The following is a 19340-nucleotide window of genomic DNA, read 5'->3' as shown; positions in this document are numbered from 1 at the left end:
GTTGAAACGCTTTAGAAATCGTAGCGTAGACGCACCAGATTCACGTTGCCCAGTGACTTGTCGGTGCTGGAGGTGATGACATATTCGTAGTCGACACGGAAGCCGTAATCCAGCTGCGCACTCACACCAACGCCGTTATCAATACGCTTGTAGTCACGTCCGTTGACGAACTCCAGACGGTCGCCCATGAAGTAAGGCTGAATAGATTTCACCGCATACTGGCCAATTGGGAATTTGTAGCCGGCAAAGTATTCGATGCCCCACGCGTCATCCGCGAAGTAATTGTTAACGGTATTACGTTTGGTTGGGGAGAAGTTCTCATACCAACCCGCTCCGGCTGACAGCGTCCAGTTATCCGGCGTCCAGCTCAGAGCGGTACCGTAGATATTCTGGTCATAGCGTTTGCTGTCGCCATTGCCTGGATTGCGGATATCGGCGCGGGTGTAGTTCCACGCAGTGCCCCATGCCAGGTCTTTGGTGATGTGATAGTTCACACCCAGCGAGCCGCCGCCTTTACGCTTATAGCGCAGGCCGTTACCTGGCAGGAACTCATTATCTTCAAACAGGTACGACGCATACACATCCGCATCGCCGAAGGTATTTTTGTACTTCAGCATTTTGCGCGAACGGTAAGAACCATCGTAATCACCATTGATGCCGTTGCCCGGCGCCTGCGCCAGCATGTCGTAATCCCAGATATCGGTCTTCGCTCCTACGACATCGTAGTAAACGCTGTTCTGCTGACCAAAGTAGAGCTCACCCAAGGTGGCGCTTTTGAAGCCAGTATAAAGTTGGCGGCGCGAGGTGTTATTCGCACCATCTGCATGATGATTGTCCCAACCCCACCAGGCCGGGAAGTTAACGCCCAGCTCGTAGTAACCGACCCAGCTTACGTCGTCGAACAGGTAATAATTGGCGCTGAAGCGGAAGCGTGAGCCGCCGTCGTAGCCATTACGTTTGTACGATTTGTCGTTTACGCCATTCTGATGTTGGAACTGCGGACGAATACTGCCGCCCACTTTGAAGTCGAGACGGCTTAGCGCATCGCCCGCCTGTGGATCCTGCTTGAGTAAAGTAATTTCCGCCTGGCTGGCGAGTGGCGCCGCTGCGAGTAACGCAGCAATAGCGCTGAGAGTGAAAGCACGCATTTGCATTTTTTATATCCCAGTTAAGGTGAGCGCTCTATTGGTGAGCGAGCGAAATAGTACGGTGCGCTAACTGGGATCTTATTTATAATTTTGTGCGGATATTCCGAGGTGTAACGCTTTCCGCATCAACTGATAAAACATATGTCAAATCAATAGGATTTTTACAGATAAGGAAATGCGGGCATTGGTAAAAGGATAAAAAAACGGCCCCCGCAGGAGCCGTTAATGGGTAGCCAGCTGGAATCAGCCTTTAATTTGCGCGTGCATTTCCTGCACCGAAATTACCTGCTCCGTTGGATCCGCGTTCAGCGCCATCGCTGTGGCAAAACCGCCGTTCAGCGTGGTGTCGTAATGCACTTTGTACTGTAGCGCGCTACGACGAATCAGCTTGGAGTCTTCAATCGCCTGACGTCCCGCCGTGGTGTTGACGATGTAGGTATATTCGCCATTCTTCAGGCGATCCTGAATGTGCGGACGACCTTCATGCACCTTGTTCACCAGACGTGGATTGATGCCCGCTTCGCCCAGCACCACTGCGGTACCGTGTGTCGCATCCAGCTCGAAACCAAACTTCTGCAGTTTTGCCGCCAGGTCGACGATACGTTTCTTATCGCCTTCACGCACTGACAGCAACGCGCGACCGGTTTTCTTCATGTTGCTCTGCGCACCCAGCATCGCTTTGGCGAAGGCTTCAGCGAAGGTGCGACCGACGCCCATCACTTCACCGGTAGAGCGCATTTCTGGGCCGAGAATCGGGTCAACGCCTGGGAACTTGTTGAACGGCAGCACCACTTCTTTCACCGAGTAATACGGTGGAATCACTTCTTTGGTAACGCCCTGTTCAGCCAGCGTTTTACCTGCCATCACGCGCGCGGCAACCTTCGCCAGCGCCACACCAGTGGCTTTAGACACGAACGGCACGGTACGCGCGGCACGTGGATTCACCTCAATCAGGTAAACTTCATTGTCCTTCACCGCGAACTGCACGTTCATCAGGCCACGTACGTTCAGCTCGAAGGCCAGTTTTTCCACCTGCTGACGCATCACGTTCTGGATTTCAGTGCTCAGCGTGTAGGCCGGCAGTGAACACGCGGAGTCACCGGAGTGCACGCCCGCCTGCTCGATGTGCTCCATGATGCCGCCAATCAGTACGCGCTCGCCGTCGCAAATCGCATCAACATCCACTTCAACCGCATCATCGAGGAAGCGATCCAGCAGCACTGGCGCATCGTTAGACACCGATACAGCGGTCTGGAAGTAACGCTTCAGGTCGATTTCGTCGTAAACGATCTCCATCGCGCGGCCGCCCAGCACATAAGAAGGACGCACCACCAGCGGATAACCGATCCCAGCCGCTTTCTCAACGGCCTGTTCCAGCGTGGCAACGGTGGCGTTAGCCGGCTGCTTCAGGCTCAGGCGATCAACCGCCTGCTGGAAACGCTCGCGGTCTTCTGCACGGTCAATCGAATCCGGGCTGGTACCAATCACCGGAACGCCCGCCGCTTCCAGCGCACGCGCCAGTTTCAGCGGCGTCTGGCCGCCGTACTGTACGATGACGCCTTTCGGCTTCTCGATACGTACGATTTCCAGCACATCTTCCAGCGTGACAGGTTCGAAGTAGAGGCGATCCGAGGTGTCGTAGTCGGTTGAGACGGTTTCCGGGTTACAGTTGACCATGATGGTCTCGTAACCGTCTTCACGCAGCGCCAGCGCCGCATGCACGCAGCAGTAATCAAACTCGATGCCCTGGCCGATACGGTTTGGACCGCCGCCCAGAATCATGATTTTTTCACGATCCTGGTTTGGATTGGCTTCGCACTCTTCCTCGTAGGTTGAGTACATATAGGCGGTGTCGGTGGCGAATTCAGCCGCGCAGGTATCAACGCGTTTATAAACCGGATGCAGGTTAAATTGCTGACGCAGCTTACGGATTTCGCCTTCAGATACGCCCGCCAGCGCGGCCAGACGGACATCAGCAAAGCCTTTACGCTTCAGCGCGCGCAGGAACTCCGCGTTCAGCGAGTTCACACCTTCGCGTTCAACCTGCTCTTCCAGACGCACCAGCTCTTCAATCTGCACCAGGAACCAGCGATCAATGTTGGTGAGGTTGAACACACCATCAACTGACATGCCGGCGCGGAACGCATCGGCGATGTACCAGATACGGTCAGAACCGGCATCTTTCAGTTCGCGGCGAATGCGCGTTAACGCTTCTGGATCGTCGAGGCTAACTTTCGGGTCGAAACCGTTGGCACCGACTTCCAGACCGCGCAGCGCTTTCTGCATCGATTCCTGGAACGTGCGGCCAATCGCCATCACTTCACCGACCGATTTCATCTGCGTGGTCAGACGATCGTTGGCACCGGCGAACTTCTCGAAGTTGAAGCGAGGAATCTTGGTAACGACGTAGTCGATTGAGGGTTCGAACGACGCAGGCGTTAAGCCGCCGGTGATGTCGTTCATCAGCTCATCAAGGGTAAAGCCCACCGCCAGTTTCGCCGCCACTTTGGCAATCGGGAAGCCGGTCGCTTTTGAAGCCAGCGCTGACGAACGCGATACGCGCGGGTTCATTTCGATGACGATCATACGGCCATCTTTCGGATTCACCGAGAACTGGACGTTCGAACCACCGGTTTCGACACCGATTTCACGCAGTACCGCCAGCGAGGCGTTACGCATGATTTGATACTCTTTGTCGGTCAGAGTTTGCGCGGGCGCCACGGTGATAGAGTCACCGGTGTGGATGCCCATTGCATCGAAGTTTTCGATCGAGCAGACGATGATGCAGTTGTCGTTTTTATCACGTACCACTTCCATCTCGTACTCTTTCCAGCCAATCAGCGACTCATCAATCAGCAGCTCATTGGTTGGCGACAAGTCCAGACCGCGTTCGCAAATCTCTTCGAACTCTTCGCGGTTATAGGCGATACCGCCGCCGGTGCCGCCCATCGTAAAGGAAGGGCGGATGATGCACGGGAAGCCAACGTCTTCGGCCACCGCCAGCGCTTCTTCCATGGTATGCGCGATACCGGAACGTGCGGTGCCCAGACCAATGCTCTTCATCGCCACGTCGAAGCGACGACGATCTTCGGCTTTATCAATGGCATCGGCAGTCGCACCAATCATGGTGACGCCGAACTCAGCCAGCACGCCCTGACGCTCCAGCTCCAGCGCACAGTTCAGCGCTGTCTGGCCGCCCATGGTTGGCAGCACCGCATCCGGACGCTCTTTTTCGATAATCTTGCGTACCACTTCCCAGTGAATCGGCTCGATGTAAGTCGCATCGGCCATTTCCGGGTCGGTCATAATAGTTGCCGGGTTCGAGTTCACCAGAATGACGCGGTAGCCCTCTTCACGCAGCGCTTTACACGCCTGCGCACCGGAGTAGTCAAATTCACATGCCTGGCCGATAACGATCGGGCCAGCACCAAGAATCAGGATGGATTTTATGTCTGTACGTTTTGGCATCGTGGGCTCCTGATTACTTCGCGTTAGAACGGTATGCTTTGATCAGTTCGATGAAGTGATCGAACAGTGGCGCCGCATCGTGCGGGCCTGGGCTCGCTTCCGGGTGTCCCTGGAAGCTGAAGGCCGGTTTGTCAGTGCGATGAATGCCCTGCACGGTTTGGTCGAACAGCGACACATGCGTCACGCGCAGATTGGCCGGTAATTGGCTGTCATCAACCGCAAAACCGTGGTTCTGTGCGGTGATCATCACGGTGTTGTTATCGAGATCTTTCACCGGATGGTTGCCGCCGTGGTGGCCGAGTTTCATCTTGATGGTTTTGGCACCGCTCGCTAGCGCTAACAGCTGGTGCCCAAGGCAGATACCGAATACCGGAACATCGGTTTTCAGGAATGCCTGAATGGCGTTAATGGCGTAGTCGCATGGCTCCGGGTCGCCAGGACCGTTCGACAGAAAAATACCGTCTGGATTAAGTGCCAGAACCTCTTCCGCCGGAGTTTGCGCCGGCACGACCGTCAGGCGGCAGCCGCGATCCACCAGCATACGCAGGATGTTGCGCTTAGCGCCGTAATCGTACGCCACCACATGGAACGGCAGCTCTTCCGCCGTTTTCTGCTCCGGCAGGTCACCTTCCAGTGTCCAGCTACCTTGCTGCCACGCGTAAGTTTCCGCGGTGGTCACTTCTTTCGCCAGATCCATGCCTTTCAAGCCCGGGAACGCCTGCGCTTTCTGCAGCGCCAGTGCGGCATCCGGATTATCACCCGCAATAATGCAGCCGCTCTGTGCACCCTTCTCGCGCAGCAAACGGGTCAGTTTACGCGTGTCGATATCGGCGATGCCAACGATGTTATTGCGCTGCAGGTAAGCTGCCAGACTTTCTTCGCTGCGGAAGTTGCTGGTAATCAGCGGCAGATCGCGAATTACGAGGCCTTGAGCATGGATTTGGCTGGATTCTTCATCGGCTGCGTTAACGCCAACATTGCCGATATGGGGATAAGTGAGGGTAACGATTTGGCGGGAATAGGAAGGATCAGTGAGGATTTCTTGATAACCGGTCATTGAAGTGTTGAAAACAACTTCCCCCACTGCCGACCCCGTAGCCCCGATGGCCCGACCGTGGAATTGGGTTCCGTCTTCCAGAACCAAGAGCGCTGACTTAATCAAAACATCCTCCAGGGAATAAACAGTCACAATATTTGCATATTAATTCAAAAGCAGTACCAGAATCAATGCAAAACCCGCCTGAGTACTCGAATTTTGGCAAATTGCGCGCATTCTAATGATCGCCCCGCACCTTGTCTACAGCATGTGGTTATTTTTTTGTATATTTCGGGCAACTGAATGTTAAAAACGGCGAAAGGCGACAAAAGAGTGAGATAACTCGGAAAAATAATCGGTTGCCTGACAGCGATAATGGCAAACTGGTGCTGGCGCGCATAAATTTTTGACCAAACGGTCAAAATTAGCCATCGCAAGCCTGATAATCACTCATCAACTTCGACAAATAAGCACTTCGAACCAATAATATAGCAAAATGGTCATTTACAGATAAAATAAAGGGCAATGATCACATTGCCCTCGTCAATCAAGGTCTTACCGATTGAAATAACCACATCACGATGGTTCACAACACTCACAACATCGATAAATCCAGCACATCACGCATATCATAAAGGCCAGATTTCTTGTTCTTTAACCAGCTTGCCGCTTTAACTGCACCATTTGCAAAGGTCATACGGCTGGAAGCCTTGTGGGTAATCTCTACGCGCTCACCAATATCTGCAAACATCGCGGTGTGTTCACCGACGATATCACCAGCGCGCACGGTAGCAAATCCGATGGTTTGCGCTTTACGCTCACCGGTATGACCTTCACGGGCATACACCGCGTGCTCATCCAGATTCCACTTCATGGCATCGGCAATCGCTTCGCCCATCGCCAGCGCAGTACCTGATGGTGCATCAACTTTGTGACGATGGTGCGCTTCAACGATTTCAATGTCCGCGTAGTCGCCCATCACCTTCGCTGCCTGCTGCAGCAGATTCAGCACCAGGTTGACGCCCACGCTGAAGTTAGCGGCGAACACGATGCCAATCTCTTCAGCAGCCGCGCGAATCGCCGCTTTACCGGCTTCATCAAAACCGGTGGTACCGATCACCATCGCTTTGTTGTGCTGTTGGCAAAACGCCAGATACTCCAGCGTGCCTTCCGGACGGGTGAAATCGATCAGGACATCGAAGTCGTTAACCACCTTTCGCAGGTCGTCAGAGACGATCACGCCCGTTTTACCGATGCCCGCCAGTTCGCCAGCATCTACGCCCAGCAATGACGAACCGCTACGCGACAGTGCTGCGCCTAGCGCAACACCTTCCGCCTGCTGTACGGCCTGAATCAAATTGCGTCCCATGCGACCCGGCGCACCAACGATAGCAATGCGGATTTCACTCATAATTATTCATTCCTGATACAAATCTATGCATGTAAAGCGTAAACAGGTTAACGGTCAGATAACAGTCACGCCACAATAATAAAGGGATATAAGAATTTTATGCCAGCCGCGAAACATTATCAGTAAAAGCAATCCCGCATGCTGGAAGTAGGATTTTCTACAGCGACAGGCAAAGAAAAGGCCGAACAATGTCGGCCTGATTTTACTGCGGTGTAAACCGCTTACTGCACGTTTCGCACGTCGACGCGCAGCTCTTTTGGTACTTCAAACACGATGTTCTCTTCACGGCCAATCAGCTCAATCGCCGCTTCACCGCCGAGCTCACGCAGACGTTGAATCACCTGTTGCACCAGAATATCAGGAGCAGAAGCGCCCGCTGTTACGCCGATGACCTGCTTGTCTTTGACCCACTCTTCCTGGATGTCATCAGCCGAATCAATCAGCTTCGCCAGCTTACCAGCACGCTGCGCCAGTTCGGCCAGACGGTTCGAGTTAGAGGAGTTTTTCGATCCCACTACCAGCACCACTTCAGCATCACGCGCTAAGACGCGTACCGCTTCCTGACGGTTGGTGGTGGCGTAGCAGATGTCATCTTTACGTGGACCGATAATCGCCGGGAAGCGCTGACGCAGTGCATCAATCACGTCCGAAGTATCATCGACTGAAAGTGTGGTCTGCGTCATAAAGCACAGGTTGCTCTCATCTTTGACGTTCAGCTTGAACACATCTTCCGGCGATTCCACCAGATACATGCCGCCGTTAGGATTGCTGTACTGGCCCATGGTGCCTTCCACTTCCGGATGCCCCGCGTGACCAATAAGAATCGCTTCAACACCTTTACGGCTAGCGCGCGCCACTTCCATATGAACTTTGGTCACCAGCGGACAGGTCGCATCAAACAGCATGGTGAGGTTACGCGCTTTGGCTTCGGCGCGAACCGCTTGCGATACGCCGTGCGCGGAGAAGATCAGAATGGCGTTATCCGGCACTTCAGCGATCTCTTCAATGAAGATCGCCCCACGTTCGCGCAAGCTACTCACCACGTAGCGGTTATGCACCACTTCGTGACGCACGTAGATGGGCGCGCCGTACATCTCCAGCGCGCGCTCAACGATGCTGATGGCGCGATCAACGCCTGCGCAGAAACCGCGTGGGTTAGCTAACAGGATTTGCATCGTTGGCCTCCAGCGCCGGATCAATCTCCAGCACTTCAATGTCAAACTGAATGCGCTGGCCCGCCAGCGGATGGTTGAAGTCTACGGTGATCGAGTCACCGGAAACTTCACGGATCACGCCAGGCATTTCGCTGCCGCCGCGGCCGCTGAACAGCATGATGGCACCCACTTCCGGCTCGCCCGCATCGTTAAAGTCACGACGTGAGAAGTACTGAACCAGATCCGGGCTGGTGCCGCCAAACGCATCTTCCGGCTCCAGCGTAAATGCGTGCTTGTCGCCCACTTTACGCCCGAGTAGCTGCTGTTCCAGCGCACCCGACAGGCTGCCATCACCCAGACGGAACAGCGCAGGTTTGCCGTTGGCGCGCGTGGATTCGGCCGTCGAGCCATCCTCCAGCTTCAGCGTAAAATGCACCAGCAACGCGCTATCGCGCTGAACTAAGTCTGTCATCAGTTACCCTTTCTGTTTAGCCGGTTTGCCGTTCGGGCTGAGAAAACCTTCCAGCACTACCAGCGCCGCGCCGATGCAGATGGCACAGTCGGCGATGTTAAAGGTCGCGAAGTGCCAGTCACCGACATAGAAGTCGATAAAATCGACCACAAAACCGTGATACGAACGGTCAAACAGGTTACCCAACGCCCCGCCGATAATCAGCGCGTAGGCAATATTGGTTAATTTGTTGCTGGCAGCGTTGCGATACATCATCACCAACAGCGCCACCACGATAGCAATGGCGATGCCGGCGAAGAACCAGCGCTGCCAGCCGCCTTTGTCGGCCAGGAAGCTGAACGCCGCGCCATAATTATGTGCGTAGAACAGGTTCAGGAACGGCATCAGCGGCTGCGTTTCATGCAGCATCATGTTGTTGATGACCCACATCTTGCTGCCAAAATCGATGGCAATCACCACCAGCACCAGCCAAAGCCAGCGCAAACCGGTTGAAGAGAGCGCTTTACTCATCAGGCAAATTTCCGCTGTTCGCCATTGCCGGCGACGTTGGTGTAGCAACGACCACACACCGCAGCATGCTCCGGATTCTGGCCAACGTCAGTAGTGTAATGCCAGCAGCGCGGACATTTCTCGCCTTCTGCTTTGTGCAGCGCGATTTTCAGACCTTTGAACAGCTCGCTCTGCTGCGCTTCATCGCTGGCAGTGGCGTAATCCGCCACGGTCGCGCCTGAAGTTAACAGCACGAAACGCAGCTCATCGCCCAGCGCCTGCAGCTTGGCTGCCAGCTCGGCATCCGCATACAGCGTCACCGTCGCTTCCAGCGCACCGCCGATGCTTTTGTCGCTACGCGCTTGCTCAATCACCTTGTTCACTTCACCGCGGACTTTCAGCAGATCATCCCAATAAGCATCGTTCAGCGTTTCGTTATCTGCCAGACCAAACAGATCCTGATACCACTCTTCGGTGAACACGTATTTCGCGCGCTCGCCCGGCAGGTAGCCCCAGATTTCGTCTGCGGTGAAGGACATGATTGGCGCCATCCAGCGCACCAGCGCTTCAACGATGTGCCACAGCGCGGTTTGGCAGCTGCGACGCGCCAGGCTGTCGCCTTTTGCGGTGTACTGACGATCTTTGATCACATCGAGATAGAACGAGCCCATTTCGATTGAGCAGAAGTGCATCAAACGCTGCACCACTTCGTGGAAATCGTAGTTTTCGTAGGAGTGCACGATATCCTGCTGCGCTGCCAGCGCACGGCCAACCGCCCAGCGATCCACCACCACCATCTCTTCCGGCTTGACGCAATCGGTCGCCGGGTTAAAGCCAGCAAGGTTTGCCAGCAGGAAACGCGCGGTGTTACGGATACGACGATAGCTGTCTGCGGCACGCTTCAGGATTTCGTCGGAAACCGCCATCTCACCGGAATAATCGGTAGAAGCGACCCACAGACGCAGAATGTCCGCACCCAGCTTATCCATCACATCCTGCGGCGCCACGGTGTTGCCGATCGATTTCGACATCTTGCGGCCCTGACCATCCACGGTGAAACCGTGCGTCAGTACCTGACGATAAGGCGCTTTGCCTTTCATCGCCGTGGAGATCATCAGAGAAGACATGAACCAGCCGCGATGCTGATCCGAACCTTCCAGATACATATCTGGCGTATGGCCACCGAATTCAGGACGCGCATCCACCACTGAGTAGCTGGTAGATCCAGAGTCGAACCAGACGTCTAAGGTGTCTGGCACTTTGACGTAGTGGTCAGCGTCGTCGCCCATCAGGTCGCGCGGATCGAGATCCCACCACGCCTGGATGCCGTCCTGCTCAACCCGTTTCGCGACTTTCTCCATCAGCTCCAGCGTATCCGGATGCAGCTGCTCGCTCTCTTTATGCACGAACAGCGCCATCGGCACACCCCACGTACGCTGACGTGAGATACACCAGTCCGGACGGTTCGCTACCATCGCTTCGATACGCGCCTGGCCCCAATCCGGGATCCACTGCACGCCTTTGATCTCTTTCAGCGACTGCGCACGCAGGCCTTTCTGATCCATGCTGATGAACCATTGTGGCGTGGCACGGAAGATGATTGGCGTTTTATGACGCCAGCAGTGCGGGTAGCTGTGCAGCAGTTTCTCAACGTGCAGCAGCGCGCCCTTCTCTTTCAGCAGCTCAACGATCATGTCGTTGGCTTTAAAGACGTTTACACCATCCAGCGTCGGGTAGGTGCCTGGCAGATACGTGCCATCCGGCCCCACTGGATTGACGGTTTCCAGACCGTATTTCTGACCGATAACATAGTCATCCGGGCCGTGGCCTGGCGCAGTATGTACCGCACCGGTACCGGCCTCCAGCGTCACGTGATCACCCAATACCACTTTCGATTGGATCTGCTCGAGGAACGGATGCTGGAACAGCTGCAGCTCCAGCGCCGCGCCGTTGCATTCGCCCAGCACGGTCCAGTCGCTGATACCCGCGCGCTTCATCACGCTCTCAACCATCTCTTTGGCGAGAATCAGGCTGCGACCGTCGATCTGCAGTAGCTGGTATTCAAATTCTGGATGCAGCGAGATACCGCGGTTAGCTGGCATGGTCCACGGCGTGGTGGTCCAGATCACCAGTGAAACCGGGCCTTCTGAAGCAGCGACGCCAAACTTCGCGCGCACCGCATCGGCATCCACGGCATTGAACATCACATCGATGGATGGCGAAGTTTTGTCGTAATACTCCACTTCCGCTTCAGCCAGCGCCGAACGGCAATCCATGCACCAGTGCACCGGCTTAGCGCCTTTGTGCAGATGGCCGTTGCCGATGATTTTACCCAGCGCACGGATGATGTTGGCTTCGGTCTCGAAATTCATCGTCAGATAAGGACGATCCCAGTCACCGAGCACGCCGAGGCGGATGAAGTCATTTTTCTGCCCTTCAACCTGCTCTGCCGCATATTGGCGGCAAGCGGCACGGAATTCAGACGCGCTCACTTTTTCGCCCGGCTTACCAATCATCTGCTCAACTTTGTGCTCAATCGGCAAGCCGTGGCAGTCCCAACCTGGAACGTACGGCGAGTCGTAGCCCGCCATGCCTTTCGACTTAACGATAATGTCTTTCAGAATCTTGTTAACTGAGTGACCAATATGAATGCTGCCGTTCGCATAAGGAGGGCCATCGTGCAAAATAAAGGTTTTTTTCCCTTTTTTGGCTTCGCGGATGATGCCGTACAGGTTGTCATCATACCAACGTTGCAGCATTCCCGGTTCACGCTTGGCCAGATCGCCACGCATCGGGAACCCCGTTTCCGGCAAATTCAGGGTAGATTTATAGTCACTCATCAGATTCTCGATTCCGTATTTCGGTCATTAAACCGGTGTTTTTAGCCCAAAGAATTGGCGGGCTGTCACCACATCTTTCGCAATTTGTTCTTTCAGCGCGTCCAGCGAAGCGAAACGCTGTTCATCGCGAATCTTCTGTTTCAGCACCACTTCAATGTGACGCCCATAGAGATTCATATGTGTGTCGAGCAGATGAACTTCAAGCTGCTGACGTAAACCTTTTACCGTTGGGCGCGTACCAATATTGGCCACGCCGGGCAGCGGCTGATCGCCAAGGCCCAACACTGCCACCGCAAACACGCCTTTAACCGGCGTAACGGTGCGACGCAAAGGGAGATTAGCCGTTGGGAAACCGATAGTGCGCCCGAGTGCATCGCCGTGCACTACGCGGCCTGAGATGCTGAACGGATGGCCCAGCAGCGCTTCGGCTTGCGCAAAATCATCCTGCGCCAGCGCCTGACGAACGGCGGTACTGCTGATGCGCTTGCCGCTGTCACAATAAGTCTGGGTGCTGATAACCTCAAAGCCATACTCCGCACCGGCTTTCTGTAATAACAGGAAATCCCCCTGGCGACCAGCGCCGAAGCGGAAATCATCGCCGACGGCCAGGAACTTGACGTTGAGCTTGTCTACCAGCAATTCAGAAATAAAACTCTGCGCCGAATGCGCAGCGAAGCGACGATCAAAACGTACGCAGAGTACGGCATCGACGCCCGCTTGTTCGAGGTACTTCAGCTTTTCACGCAAACGCGTAAGGCGTGCCGGGGCTTTGTCGCCGGCAAACAGCTCAAGCGGTTGTGGCTCAAATACCATCACCACCACCGGCAGATTGCGTTTTCGTCCTTCGGCAATCAGCTGCGCCATCAAAGCCTGGTGGCCGCGATGTACGCCGTCGAAATTGCCAATGGTCAGGACGCAGCCGCGATGCTGCTCTTTCAGATTATAAATACCGCGGATAAACTTCATGGCTGACTCAAACCGGTGGAAATCGGCGGATTATACCCTTGAATGGCGTTTAGGTTAACCCGTATACGTGCCTTTCCTGCTTCTGGCGCGGCTTATTCCACGCGTGGCCAGTTGCTTAGCAAGGATCTGAAGATTTTTGCTGCGAAATACTGTATTCAACGCCGCGTTGCTGGTAGAATCCTGCGCCATCAATTACGTAATCGAGTGTTGTTTTTAAAACGACGCTTATTTGCACAAATCCATTGACATAAGAAGGCGCAAAAGGCATAGTCCTCGGCCTTTGATTTGTCCATATAGATCACATTTGGGAGTTGGACCTTGGCTAATATCAAATCAGCTAAGAAACGCGCCGTAACATCTGAGAAACGTCGCAAGCATAACGCAAGCAACCGTTCAATGATGCGTACTTTCATCAAGAAAGTATACGCGGCTATCGCAACAGGCGACAAAGCTGCTGCGCAGAACGCATTCAACGAAATGCAACCACTCGTGGACCGTCAGGCTGCTAAAGGTCTGATCCACAAAAACAAAGCTGCACGTCATAAAGCAAACCTGACTGCTCAGATCAACAAACTGGCTTAATCGCCCGTCTGTTAATCGCTTTGTAAAAAAGAACCGGCGCTTAGCCGGTTTTTTTATGCCTGCAATTCAGGGTAAACAGCGCACTAAAGTCGCGATGACAGATCCGCTGTACCGCCGGATGCTGAATCATCCGTTCGGCAAAGATCACGTGATACTCCTCCATCACCGCATCCAATCGCCCAATCTCTTTGATGGCGTCATCCCGGTAAATCTCGTCGCCATACAGCGTCGGAGCCACAAATATCGCGTTGTTAAGCGCACCAAAAGCTTTCATTAATGCCGCATCATCAAACTCGCCCAGAATCTCCACCTGCAATCCCTGGCTGTGAATCCAGTTCAGCAGTTTGCGACCCAGCATCGAGCGACGCCCCGGAATCAGCAAACGCCGCTCTTCCAGGCTGGCAGGAAACGGCAGCGTCGGTAACGGTGTGTTGCACCAGAAGCTGATCGGACACTCGCCCAGCTTGACCGAAAACAGCCCTTCCTGCTGAGTCGAATCAATTGGGCAATCGGAAAGAATCATATCCAGCTTGTGCTGGCTTAACTGTTCCAGCAGCATCTCGTGCGTTGATTCAAAGCAGCGCAGATGGATTCCCTCTTCAGCCACCACCGCAGCCTGCAGCACCTTGCTCACCAGTTGCTTAGACAAGGCATCCGCTACGCCAACATCAAACAGCAGATGCGACTCTTTGCGGTAGTTAACGATATCGAGCATCTCCTGGCTCAGCATGAACATGCGGTCGGCATAGCGGAACACCAGTTGACCAAGCTCCGTCGGTACTAAACCGCGCCCCTGACGACGAAACAGCACGCCGCCGAGTTGCTCTTCCAGCGATTTAATCTGGCCAGTGACCGTCTGTGGCGCCAGGCACAGCACATCCGCCGCGCGCACTACCGAACCGGTTTTACACACCTGCCAGAAATAGTAGAGATGATTAAAGTTGAGCTGATTCATCGGCAAAAAAAGGAGGCTTTCGCCTCCTTCCTCTTTTAACGCAATTTGATGCGCAGCAGCGTGTAACCAATCACCGCTGAGAGCAGCGAGCCACTGAGAATCCCCAGCTTGGAGAAGGTCACCAGTTGCTCATGGGCGGCATCAAACGCCAGCGAACTGATAAAGATCGACATGGTGAAGCCGATACCGCACAGCACACCAATCGCCATGATATCGCGTATCGTGGTGCCCGCCGGCAACACCGCCAGCCGCCACTTCACCGCCAGCCAGCAGAACAGCGTGATACCCAACGGTTTACCAATCAGCAAGCCGAGAATGATGCCCAGCGGCTCTGGCGACAGCGTATCCATAAAGGTAATGCCGCTCAGCGAAATGCCGGCGTTGGCAAAAGCGAACAGCGGCAGAATCAGCCAGTTTACCCACGGCATTAAACCATGCGCCAGGTGCTCGGCTGGAGAATGGCCGTTCTTCTCTTCCAGCGGCACGAAGAAGCCAACAATCACGCCCGCTAACGTTGCGTGCACACCCGATTTGAGCACCGCCGTCCACAGCACAATGCCGACTAACATATAGATGGCAATGTTACGCACGCCGCAACGATTGAGAATCGCCAGCAGCACAATCGCACCTGCCGCTACGCTCAGCGACAGCACGGAGAGATCGCTGGTGTAGAACAGCGCGATAATCACGATAGCGCCGAGATCATCAATAATCGCCAGCGCCATCAGGAACACTTTCAGCGCGGTTGGCACGCGGCTGCCCAACAGTGCCAGCACGCCCAAAGCAAAGGCGATATCAGTAGCAGTAGGAATAGCCCAGCCGTTACGTGCAATAGGATCGCCATGATTAAGCATCAGGAAAATCAGTCCCGGCATAACCATGCCGCCAATTGCCGCAATCACCGGGAAAATGGCGCGATCGCGGCTGGCGAGTTCACCGGTGATCAGTTCACGTTTCACTTCCAAACCAATTAACAGGAAAAACAGCGCCATCATGGCATCGTTGATCCACAGCAGCAGGTTTTTGCTGATGTCTAATGCACCGAAGCGAATCTGCACCGGCTCGGCGAGAAACGATTGATAAGCTTGAGCGGTTTCCGCGCTGTTAGCCAAAATCATTGCCGCGACGGCCGCCAGAATCAGCACCATGCCGTTGCTGGCATCGCTGGCAATAAAGCTTTTCAGTAAGCTTCGAAGAGAACGGGGTTTGTTCACAACTCCTCCTGAGTAGAGACATTTAGGCTGAGAAGTGTAGCGGCTCAAACACCTCGTTAAAAGCAGCTTATGTCTCGTTAACGACTCGATAATACCGATGCATTACGAAAGGGTTTCTGCTTTTATCTCACGCCAGGCAGATTGAGCTTATATCAGGAGCGACGCGTTGGCGGGAAAACATAAAAAAAGCGGAGAGTTTCCTCTCCGCTTTATTAAGCATCCCAGACGGGATTAACGTGTTAAATCGTCAAAAAACTTCTTCACGCCGTCGAGGAAGCTTTTGGAGCGCGGGCTGTTTTTCTCGCCGCTCGGGCCGCCAAAACTCTCTTCCAGTTCACGCAGTAACGCTTTCTGTTTGTCATTGAGGCTGACTGGCGTTTCCACCACCACACGACACAGCAAATCGCCTACCGCACCACCACGCACCGATTTCACGCCTTTACCGCGCATGCGGAACAGCTTGCCAGTTTGCGTTTCAGAAGGCACTTTCAGGTTCACACGCCCATCAAGCGTCGGCACTTCAATCTCGCCGCCCAATGCTGCCATCGCGAAGTTAATCGGCACTTCGCAATACAGGTTGTTATCTTCACGTTCGAAGATCGGGTGCTTTTTCACCGAAACCTGAACGTACAGATCGCCCGCTGGTGCGCCCTGTTCGCCCGCTTCACCTTCGCCGGTCAGACGAATGCGATCGCCGGTATCCACGCCTGCTGGAATTTTCACCGATAGAGTTTTACTGCGCTCAACGCGACCGTGACCATGACAAGCATTGCACGGATCTTTGATCACTGAACCGCGACCGTGACAGGTCGGACACGCCTGCTGCACGGTGAAGAAGCCCTGACGCATCTGCACCTGGCCTGCGCCATGACAGGTATGACAGGTCTGCGGTTTGGTCCCCGCTTTCGCGCCGCTGCCGTGGCAGACATCGCACTCTTCCAGTGTTGGAATGCGGATCTCTTTGGTCACGCCGCGTACCGCTTCTTCCAGCGTTAGCTCCATGTTGTAGCGTAAATCGGCGCCACGTGCGGCACGCTGACGGCGGCCACCACCAAAAATATCGCCAAATACGTCGCCAAAGATATCGCTGAAGTCGGCACCGCCGCCGCCGAAGCCACCACCGCCGCCCATGCCGCCTTGTTCAAAGGCTGCGTGACCATATTGGTCGTAGGCCGCACGCTTCTGTGCGTCGGTCAGAATTTCGTAGGCTTCCTTAATTTCTTTAAACTTCGCTTCGGCTTCTTTATTGTCCGGATTACGGTCCGGATGGTATTTCATCGCCAGGCGCTTATAAGCCTTTTTGATTTCACGCTCATCTGCGGATTTAGAGACGCCTAAGATCTCGTATAAATCACTCTTAGCCATATTTGTTCTGCCCTTAACATGATCGCACGGGCGTGGAGAGATCTCCTACGCCCGTGCTGGTTTCAACGGCTGTCAGGCCAGCCGTCGCGCCCGGTCAGGGGCAATTATTTTTTGTCTTTAACTTCTTCGAACTCAGCGTCGACAACGTCGTCTTCTTTCTGTGCAGAAGCATCGCCTGCATCAGCTGCCTGACCCTGCTGCTGTGCCAGCTCCATCAGTTTGCTGGACACTTCCATCAATGCCTGCATTTTGGCTTCGATTTCTGCTTTGTCTTCGCCTTTCAGCGCGGTGTTCAGCTCGGTCAACGCAGCTTCGATTGGCGCTTTGTCGTCAGCAGACAGTTTGTCGCCCGCTTCGTCCAGCTGCTTACGGGTGCTGTGCGAAATCTGATCGCCCTGGTTACGGGTCTGAACCAGCTCTTCGAACTTGCGGTCAGACTCGGCGTTCGCTTCCGCGTCACGCACCATTTTTTCGATCTCTTCTTCATTCAGACCAGAAGAAGCCTTGATGGTGATCTTCTGCTCTTTACCGCTGTTTTTGTCTTTCGCAGACACGTGCAGGATACCATCCGCATCGATATCGAAGGTGACTTCGATCTGCGGCATACCGCGCGGTGCAGCCTGGATACCGTCGAGGTTGAACTGGCCCAGGGATTTGTTATCACCTGAACGCTTACGCTCACCCTGCAGCACGTGAATGGTCACGGCAGACTGGTTATCTTCAGCGGTAGAGAACACCTGGCTGTGCTTGGTTGGTATGGTGGTGTTCTTGCTAATCAGCGAAGTCATCACGCCGCCCATGGTTTCGATACCCAGCGACAGCGGAGTCACGTCCAGCAGCAGAACGTCTTTCACTTCACCCGCCAACACGCCGCCCTGAACCGCAGCACCCACGGCTACCGCTTCATCCGGGTTCACATCTTTACGTGGCTCTTTACCAAAGAACTCAGTCACTTTCGCCTGAACCATTGGCATACGCGTTTGACCGCCCACCAGGATCACGTCGTTGATGTCTGAAACAGACAGACCCGCATCCTGCAGAGCCACTTTCAACGGCTCGATAGAGCGAGAAACCAGGTCTTCAACCAGTGATTCCAGTTTCGCACGTGTTACTTTGATGTTCAGGTGCTTAGGACCGGTCGCATCCGCCGTGATGTAAGGCAGGTTAACGTCGGTCTGCTGTGCTGAAGACAGCTCGATCTTGGCTTTCTCTGCCGCTTCTTTCAGACGCTGCATGGCCAGCGGATCGTTGTGCAGATCGATGCCCTGATCTTTCTTAAATTCAGCCACCAGATAGTTAATCAGACGGCTATCGAAGTCTTCACCACCCAGGTGGGTATCACCGTTGGTTGCCAGAACTTCAAAGGTTTTCTCGCCATCAACGTCATCGATCTCAATGATTGAGATATCGAAAGTACCACCGCCCAGGTCGTATACCGCGATGGTGCGGTTGCCCTGACCTTTATCCAGGCCGTAAGCCAGTGCAGCTGCGGTTGGTTCGTTGATGATACGTTTTACTTCCAGACCCGCGATACGGCCGGCGTCTTTGGTCGCCTGACGCTGCGCATCGTTGAAGTAAGCTGGAACGGTAATAACCGCTTCAGTGACGGCTTCACCGAGGAAATCTTCCGCGGTTTTCTTCATCTTTTTCAGCACTTCAGCAGAGATCTGCGGCGGTGCCATTTTCTGGCCTTTTACGTCCAGCCATGCGTCGCCGTTATCTGCGCCGATGATTTTGTACGGCATAATTTTAATATCACGCTGTACTTCTTCGTCCTGGAAGCGACGGCCAATCAGGCGCTTGATCGCAAACAGGGTGTTCTGCGGATTGGTCACAGACTGACGTTTAGCCGGTTGACCCACCAGAGTTTCGCCATCCTGTGCATACGCAATGATCGACGGCGTGGTGCGATCGCCTTCGGCGTTTTCCAGTACGCGTGCTTTACCACCATCCATAACTGCAACACATGAGTTGGTTGTACCCAAGTCAATACCAATAATCTTGCCCATCTAAACGTCTCCTACTTAAATTCTTTGCCAATTTGGGTTGTGAAACAGAGATGCGGCCAAACTGACCACTTTCAACTGCTGAAGCAGGCTTTTTTTGCTGCCTCACAACGCTCGATGACAAGTAAATGGGGCCGGTTCGATGCGCATCAAGGGTTAAAACTAAAAAAAATTTCATTCTCTCGTCGATTCAGATCAAAGTTGGGCAAAAAGAGGCCGCTTATTATGCAGCGC

General features: G+C 54.2%; 14 protein-coding genes. 1 reads left to right on the top strand and 13 read right to left on the bottom strand.

The genetic code is table 11. The annotated features are described in order from the left end of the window. Positions 1 to 11 precede the first annotated feature (11 nt). From DEU53_RS14105 to ribF, 9 genes are all read right to left on the bottom strand, one after another. On the bottom strand, positions 12 to 1154 hold the full coding sequence (locus tag DEU53_RS14105; protein ID WP_101762142.1) for a porin: 1143 nt from the start codon (positions 1152 to 1154) through the stop codon (positions 12 to 14). A gap of 237 nt (positions 1155 to 1391) precedes the next feature. Further along, on the bottom strand, positions 1392 to 4616 hold the full coding sequence (gene carB / locus DEU53_RS14100; RefSeq protein WP_101762143.1) for a carbamoyl-phosphate synthase large subunit: 3225 nt from the start codon (positions 4614 to 4616) through the stop codon (positions 1392 to 1394). 13 nt (positions 4617 to 4629) lie between these two features. Continuing rightward, a complete protein-coding gene (carA, locus tag DEU53_RS14095; RefSeq protein ID WP_101762144.1) occupies positions 4630 to 5778 on the bottom strand; it encodes a glutamine-hydrolyzing carbamoyl-phosphate synthase small subunit in 1149 nt (382 codons plus the stop codon). A 469-nt stretch (positions 5779 to 6247) separates the two neighbouring features. Further along, positions 6248 to 7063, bottom strand: a complete 816-nt coding sequence (gene dapB, locus DEU53_RS14090; protein WP_110867507.1) for a 4-hydroxy-tetrahydrodipicolinate reductase — start codon at positions 7061 to 7063, stop codon at positions 6248 to 6250. A gap of 221 nt (positions 7064 to 7284) precedes the next feature. Further along, positions 7285 to 8238, bottom strand: a complete 954-nt coding sequence (gene ispH, locus DEU53_RS14085; protein ID WP_064737614.1) for a 4-hydroxy-3-methylbut-2-enyl diphosphate reductase — start codon at positions 8236 to 8238, stop codon at positions 7285 to 7287. Next, positions 8219 to 8689, bottom strand: coding sequence for an FKBP-type peptidyl-prolyl cis-trans isomerase (gene fkpB / locus DEU53_RS14080; RefSeq protein WP_101762146.1), 471 nt, complete (start codon positions 8687 to 8689; stop codon positions 8219 to 8221). The genes ispH and fkpB overlap by 20 nt, the downstream gene beginning before the upstream one ends. Positions 8690 to 8692: 3 nt before the next feature. Next, entirely contained in the window at positions 8693 to 9199 is a 507-nt protein-coding gene (gene lspA, locus DEU53_RS14075; protein WP_101762147.1) for a signal peptidase II, read from the bottom strand. Next, a complete protein-coding gene (gene ileS / locus DEU53_RS14070; protein WP_110867506.1) occupies positions 9199 to 12018 on the bottom strand; it encodes an isoleucine--tRNA ligase in 2820 nt (939 codons plus the stop codon). Before ileS ends, lspA begins: the two co-directional genes overlap by 1 nt. A 27-nt stretch (positions 12019 to 12045) precedes the next feature. Further along, positions 12046 to 12984: a bifunctional riboflavin kinase/FAD synthetase gene (gene ribF, locus DEU53_RS14065; protein ID WP_101762149.1), complete on the bottom strand. Its 939-nt coding sequence runs from the start codon at positions 12982 to 12984 to the stop codon at positions 12046 to 12048. Positions 12985 to 13302: 318 nt separating this feature from the next. Between ribF and rpsT the strand changes: the two genes are divergently transcribed. Further along, entirely contained in the window at positions 13303 to 13566 is a 264-nt protein-coding gene (gene rpsT / locus DEU53_RS14060) for a 30S ribosomal protein S20 (RefSeq protein WP_036619798.1), read from the top strand. A 40-nt stretch (positions 13567 to 13606) separates the two neighbouring features. Here rpsT and nhaR read toward each other — a convergent pair whose 3' ends face one another. The 4 genes from nhaR to dnaK form a co-directional block, all read right to left on the bottom strand. Beyond that, positions 13607 to 14521: a transcriptional activator NhaR gene (gene nhaR / locus DEU53_RS14055; protein WP_110867505.1), complete on the bottom strand. Its 915-nt coding sequence runs from the start codon at positions 14519 to 14521 to the stop codon at positions 13607 to 13609. 35 nt (positions 14522 to 14556) lie between these two features. After that, entirely contained in the window at positions 14557 to 15735 is a 1179-nt protein-coding gene (gene nhaA / locus DEU53_RS14050) for a Na+/H+ antiporter NhaA (protein ID WP_101762151.1), read from the bottom strand. A 231-nt stretch (positions 15736 to 15966) separates the two neighbouring features. Further along, positions 15967 to 17100, bottom strand: a complete 1134-nt coding sequence (gene dnaJ / locus DEU53_RS14045; protein ID WP_101762152.1) for a molecular chaperone DnaJ — start codon at positions 17098 to 17100, stop codon at positions 15967 to 15969. A gap of 104 nt (positions 17101 to 17204) precedes the next feature. After that, on the bottom strand, positions 17205 to 19109 hold the full coding sequence (gene dnaK, locus DEU53_RS14040; RefSeq protein WP_101762153.1) for a molecular chaperone DnaK: 1905 nt from the start codon (positions 19107 to 19109) through the stop codon (positions 17205 to 17207). Positions 19110 to 19340 lie beyond the last annotated feature (231 nt).

The organism is Pantoea sp. AG1095 (assembly GCF_003208415.1).
Lineage (GTDB): Bacteria > Pseudomonadota > Gammaproteobacteria > Enterobacterales > Enterobacteriaceae > Pantoea > Pantoea leporis.
The sequence above is the reverse complement of the archived record's forward strand: the minus strand, read 5'-3'. Positions and strand labels throughout refer to the sequence as shown.